This window comes from Candidatus Nitrosotalea sp. FS, assembly GCF_011319475.1.
GTDB lineage: Archaea > Thermoproteota > Nitrososphaeria > Nitrososphaerales > Nitrosopumilaceae > Nitrosotalea.
In genome coordinates, this window is the sequence record NZ_RCMC01000045.1 from 1 (window position 1) to 5,409 (window position 5,409).

Annotated in this window: 4 protein-coding genes; 1 reads left to right on the forward strand and 3 read right to left on the reverse strand. The window is 38.7% G+C overall.

What is annotated here, in order from left to right:
- Nucleotides 1–790: 790 nt before the first annotated feature.
- The 3 genes from wecB to tes form a co-directional block, all read right to left on the reverse strand.
- Nucleotides 791–1,879: a non-hydrolyzing UDP-N-acetylglucosamine 2-epimerase gene (gene wecB, locus DYY66_RS02215; protein ID WP_166285829.1), complete on the reverse strand. Its 1,089-nt coding sequence runs from the start codon at nt 1,877–1,879 to the stop codon at nt 791–793.
- 28 nt (nt 1,880–1,907) lie between these two features.
- The gene (locus DYY66_RS02220) at nt 1,908–2,927 is read right to left on the reverse strand and encodes a glycosyltransferase family 4 protein (RefSeq protein ID WP_166285831.1); all 1,020 of its coding nucleotides are present in this window, start codon (nt 2,925–2,927) and stop codon (nt 1,908–1,910) included.
- Nucleotides 2,928–3,005: 78 nt separating this feature from the next.
- Nucleotides 3,006–4,670: a tetraether lipid synthase Tes gene (gene tes, locus DYY66_RS02225; RefSeq protein WP_178085570.1), complete on the reverse strand. Its 1,665-nt coding sequence runs from the start codon at nt 4,668–4,670 to the stop codon at nt 3,006–3,008.
- A gap of 131 nt (nt 4,671–4,801) precedes the next feature.
- On the opposite strand from tes, the gene DYY66_RS02230 reads away from it, so the two are divergent.
- Nucleotides 4,802–5,264, forward strand: a 463-nt coding sequence (locus DYY66_RS02230; RefSeq protein ID WP_166285835.1) for a TrmB family transcriptional regulator, incomplete at its 3' end; no start/stop codon positions are given.
- Between the last annotated feature and the right edge of the window lie 145 nt (nt 5,265–5,409).

Here is a 5,409-nt window from a genome sequence, read left to right on the forward strand (position 1 = left end):
AAAAAGGATCTTAACTCTGCAATCTCATGGGGAGTAAATTCACAGACTGCTGATGGTTTCTTTCCATTTTTTTACCAGCCCCTACAGAATCAATTCAATGAAACAGCCTACTCACACTTTANTTATTTTGTTAAAACATCAAAATGAATTGGAGCTTTCAGACAAACAGAAAAAGGATCTTGACTCTGCAATATCTTGGGGAATACGCTCACAAACTATTGAAGGGTTCTTTCCATTTTTTTACCAGCCTCTACAGAATCAATTCAATGAAACAGCCTACTCACACTTTACAATATATCCACTCTACAACCTAATGGGATTTCCACTCTCAGAGCTTGAAGACATGGGTCACAAGGGATGTTTTGATGCATACCTAAAGTGCGGAAATTGGATGACAAGAGTACAAGACAGTGATGGTGGATTTTACACATATTATCATAAAGAGGGTCATGTGTGGCACAAGCAATCTCCGGCAATTGGACAGGCATTATGCACCTTTGTTCATCTATATGAAAAGACTGGCGAGAAAAAATTCTTGGAGGCTGCAACAAAAGCTGCAAGATGGCTTGCCACAAATCAGCTAACAGATTCAGAGTTCAATGGTGCATTCTATTGGGTATATCCAAATAAACATCTGTCTGGATTACAGAAAAAAATTGCATATGCCAAGGAACGTCTTGCTGGCAAGTTATCTAGTTCAGAATACGTATCAGATGTTACTATATTGTTGGACAAGATTCCTATATGGCCCGTTCAGTTTGCCATAGAAGGATTGTATAGGTTCAACAAGTTAGAGGGTCTTGCGTAAGACAGAGAGAATTTTTTCTGCAGAGTGGCCGTTTCCATAAGGATTTGCATCAGACGTTATCTTGTGATTATCTTGTGCATCTCTAATTGCCTGGATAATCTTTTGGGTGCATGTGCCCACAAGCTCTGAATATCCAGTCTTTACCGCTTCAGGCCTATCTGTACTTTTGCGTACTATAAGCACCTTCTTTCTAATCGACGGTGATGTAGCCTCTTCCTGTACCCCACCCGAGTCTGAGATTATGAATTTAGATTTTTTCATAAGATATAACATGTCAAAGTATCCTACTGGTGGTATAATCAATATGTTATCAGATTCTTGAAGTTTTTTGTAGAGGCCAAACCTTTGGAGTTGTTTTACAGTTCTGGGGTGTGCAGGAAATATCATATCCATTTTTGATTGTACAAGCCCTTGCACAATTGATGATAGAGTCTCTTTGTTGTCAACATTTTCGCCACGATGCAATGTTACAAGTGCAAAATCATTTTTTTTCTCAATTGAGAGATTTGCTTTTTTTTCCGCTTTTGATATATTTTGTTGTATTGCATCAATTGATGTGTTTCCTGTGACGTATGTCTTTCCATGAACTTTTTCACCTTGTAATGTTTTTTTTGCGTGCTCGGTTGGTGCAAAAAGAAACTCGGAAATGTGATCTACTGCAATCCTGTTATGTTCTTCAGGCATTCTCCAGTCATTGCTTCGAAGGCCTGCCTCTACATGTGTCACCGGCACACTACACTTTATGCCAGTAATGGCTGCTGCAAGAACTGTGTTTGTATCCCCTTGAACAATTACGGTATCAGGTTCAATCTTGCTGATTATCTTTGCCAGGTTTAGAACAATTTCTCCAATTTGCGTAGCCCTATCAGTTGTAGTATTTTGGAGTTTGGTAAGTTTCATGGAATAATCAGGCTTTCTGATATCAAGATCTTTGATGAACTGCATGCTCATGTTAAAGTCATAGTGCTGACCAGTGAAGATTATTGTACTGTTTTTCTTGTTTAAGAGTTTGATGATAGATGAGAGTTTTATTATCTCAGGCCTTGTGCCCATCACTATTGCTACTTTCATGTGGTACTCACTCTAGTACTCCTTTTGACTATGCCAGAAGAGATTCATAGATATCAAGGTAAAGTTTTCCAACGTGAGACCAGTCATATTTCTGTACATGTAGAAATGCCTCATGACATAGTCTCTCAGATTTTTTCTTATCTACTACAAGCATAGTTATCTCGTCCAAGAGTTTTTGTGGAGAGTTTGGCTCAAGCAATATACCATTCTTGTCATTGGTTAACAGTTCCTTGTTACCCCCCACATTTGTAGCAACAATTGGAACATTACACGCCATAGCCTCAAGTATGGTAGAGCTTATTCCTTCAGCAAGTGATGGTTGGATCAAGACATCAGAGCCTCGTATAAGAGATATGGTTCTCTCCTTGGGCATATACCCCATAAGATGTATGTTTGGTTGTGTCTTTGTTGCCTCTTTTATTTTGTATTCCTCAGGTCCTGATCCCAAGATCAGAAGGTGAATATCTTGTGGAAGTTTTTTGGACATTTCAAGCAAATCAAGTATTCCTTTTTCTTTTGAGAGTCGTCCCGCAAAAATTATTTGTTTGTCATATAGCTTTTCTTTTTTTTGTGGCAGTGATGATATATCAATGGCATTAGGTACAAGCGATACCTTGAATCCCAATTTTGTATAGTAATCATATGCTTCATGCGATATTACAGTAATGGCATCAGCCCATGTCAGAGCATCTTTTTCATATGACGATGAGATCTTTCCAGTTGTCTGCCCGTGTATAACATCGACCTGTTTTGAGTAAATTCCATGAAGTGTCAGTATCTTTTTTCCCGATGCATGCTTCATTGGTAACGCGGATGGTAAGTTATGTGCATGTACAATGTCATTTCCTTTCTTGAACTTGGTTTTCAAAAATGCCGATAGCATAAAGCTTGGATTTTTGAGTCCCTTTATTGGTAAAGTGAATGTATTTTCTGATGAAAGGACATCAACATGATGACCATTATTTTTTAGAAAACTAGAAAGACCTTGAACATGTTGAGCAATTCCCCCAATACCTGTCTGAGTAGGAGAAATAATTAGCACTTGCACGCTAGTGTGCAATTAATTAATTCTCTAATAAGGTATTAGATTAACAATTGTAAAAGAAGAAACGTGTTTCCTAGATTTTTACATTAAAGATTGCGATGCTTCATGCATCATCTGGCTCTTTGCACATCCAGCTGCAAGCTCATCACCTGAACCTCTTCTCATGATTCCTCTATAGAGACCATCTTCGAGTTTTACTCCAACTCGCTTCTCCCATTCTTCTACAGATATAGAATATTTCTTTTGGATTCTGTCTCTGTACCATTCTGGAATTACGTTAAATGCACAGAATGGAACAATTCTCAAGTCTGGTGTAAGGTAGTGAATATCACATCTCTGAAGTCTTTCAAGATCTTCGTTGTACTTGTCTTGGAAGTGCATCATGCCCAAGAACAAGCCCTTGACATGCCATGAACCTACAGAGTTAAATGATCTCTTCATCAAGATGCTGCCGAACATCTTTGCAAGATCAAGACCTGCTGGCTGTTTCTTTTTATCGATAAAGCTTGAAAGTTTTCTTACAACTTCGAGCATTGTGAAATACTTGTTCTTTCCAGACTTGATTTCTTCTGCCTTGTCTTCAAAGAGTTCTAACATTCCTTGAATATCTGCAAATCTTGTAAGTGGAACAAATTTCTTTGTCTCTGCATCTTCGAAGATGTATGTACCTGCACCACATGCAAAGTGGATTGAGAGTTCATACTTTGGTTTGCTAGAGAATGCTTCAATTACGTTTGTTAGAGGCATGCAACTTGGAACTGGGAACCAGTCATCGACTGTTACTTCACCGTTTGTCTGTTCTTCAATTCTTTGTATACAGTCTGGTATTGTGATTCTGTATTTTTCACGTTCTTTCTTGCCCATTCTTCCAGTCAATGAAACTGGTTGGAAGTTTACTGCGTGCACAACATCAAGATTCTTTTGTGCGTATCGTATAATTGGACCTAATTCATGGTCATTGATTGATTTGATAACTGTTGGAACAAATACTACGGTAGTTCCTGTCTTTCTTGCACTCTCTAGTGCATATGGAATTTCCCAGTGGTTCTTTGGATTTGTTCTTGGTGTAACACCGTCAAAACTGAGATACAAATTATTGACACCTGCAAGTCTTACCTCTCTCATTGCTTCTGGGTCTAGTGCAAATCTTATTCCGTTTGTGTTCATCTGGATGTGATCAACACCTTCTTCTTTCATTATTTTGATAACATCAACAATATCTTCTCTGAGCATTGGTTCACCACCAGTAATCTGCATAGAGTTTCCTGGAATTGGTCTTTCTGCTTTTAGTGTCTTCATCATTGCTCTTACTTGGTCTTGTGATGGTTCATACATGTATGCACCTTCTAGTCCCTTTTTCACATAGAAGAAGCAATACCAGCAGGTCAAATCACATCTGTTTGTAACTATCATGTTTGCAAGTCCACTGTGGGACAAGTGATTAGAGCACAGACCACAGTTGTTAGGACATGAGCATTTGTCAATCATTACGTTTGGAGCATGTGCACCCTTGCCGTCAATCCAGTAGGTGCTGAATTTTTTATACATATCATAAGAGCCAAAATAGAGTTCTTCACATTCACCATGTGTTGGGCAAGTCTTTGTCATGAAGACCTTGCCATCTCTCTCAAATACCTCTGCATCAAGTATCATATTGCATTCAGGACAGATACTCTGGGTAAATCGTATAGTGGATTTCTTTCCTAAAGTAGGAGTCTTCTGATTAGATATCTGAATTAGTTCCATGTCTTATACGCATATCTTAGGAGATAGTATTTAATCCATTTCCTACAAGACACCAGATGAATAGGTAGGTGAGCCCTCACAGAAAACCGATCCTAGACATATATATCAAAAGAGCCCCCGATCATATCACATTGAGTCTTTCTGACAAGACACGAAAAGCATTAGAAAAGATCGGCCTCACAAGCTATGAGATCAAGACATATTCTTCACTCTTAAAGACAGGTCCAATTACTGCCTCAGATCTCAGCCAAAAATCAGGAGTACCATATTCAAAAATTTATGAGGTTCTAGGCACACTGGAGGAGAAGGGGTGGATAGGCTCGGACGATTCAAGACCTACTCAATATTTTGCAAAATCTCCAGCTACTGCAATACAGACATCAAAACAACAATTTGAGACAGAATTTAGAAATAATGAAAATGTTGTACTCAAGGAACTCACTCCACTTTATGAACAAAGCGGGATAAGTGAAAGGCCAGATATTTGGATAATCTCTGGTGTGGTAAACATTGTAACAAAGATTCTCGAAATGGTAGATTCCTGTAGAAACGAGGTCATGATTGCAATCCCCAAGGTTGCTGAAGAGCTTGCAANGAGACCAGACATTTGGATAATTTCAGGTGTGGTAAACATTGCAACAAAGATTCTTGAGATGGTGGATTCATGTAGAAACGAAGTCATGATTGCAATCCCAAAGGTTGCAGAAGAGCTGGCAAAAGAAGCCTTGCCAAAGATCAG

Bases quoted from the DNA above. Each gene is read 5' to 3' on its own strand.
- tes (WP_178085570.1), bottom strand. From the start codon at position 4,670: ATGGAACTAATTCAGATATCTAATCAGAAGACTCCTACTTTAGGAAAG.
- wecB (WP_166285829.1), bottom strand. From the start codon at position 1,879: ATGAAAGTAGCAATAGTGATGGGCACAAGGCCTGAGATAATAAAACTC.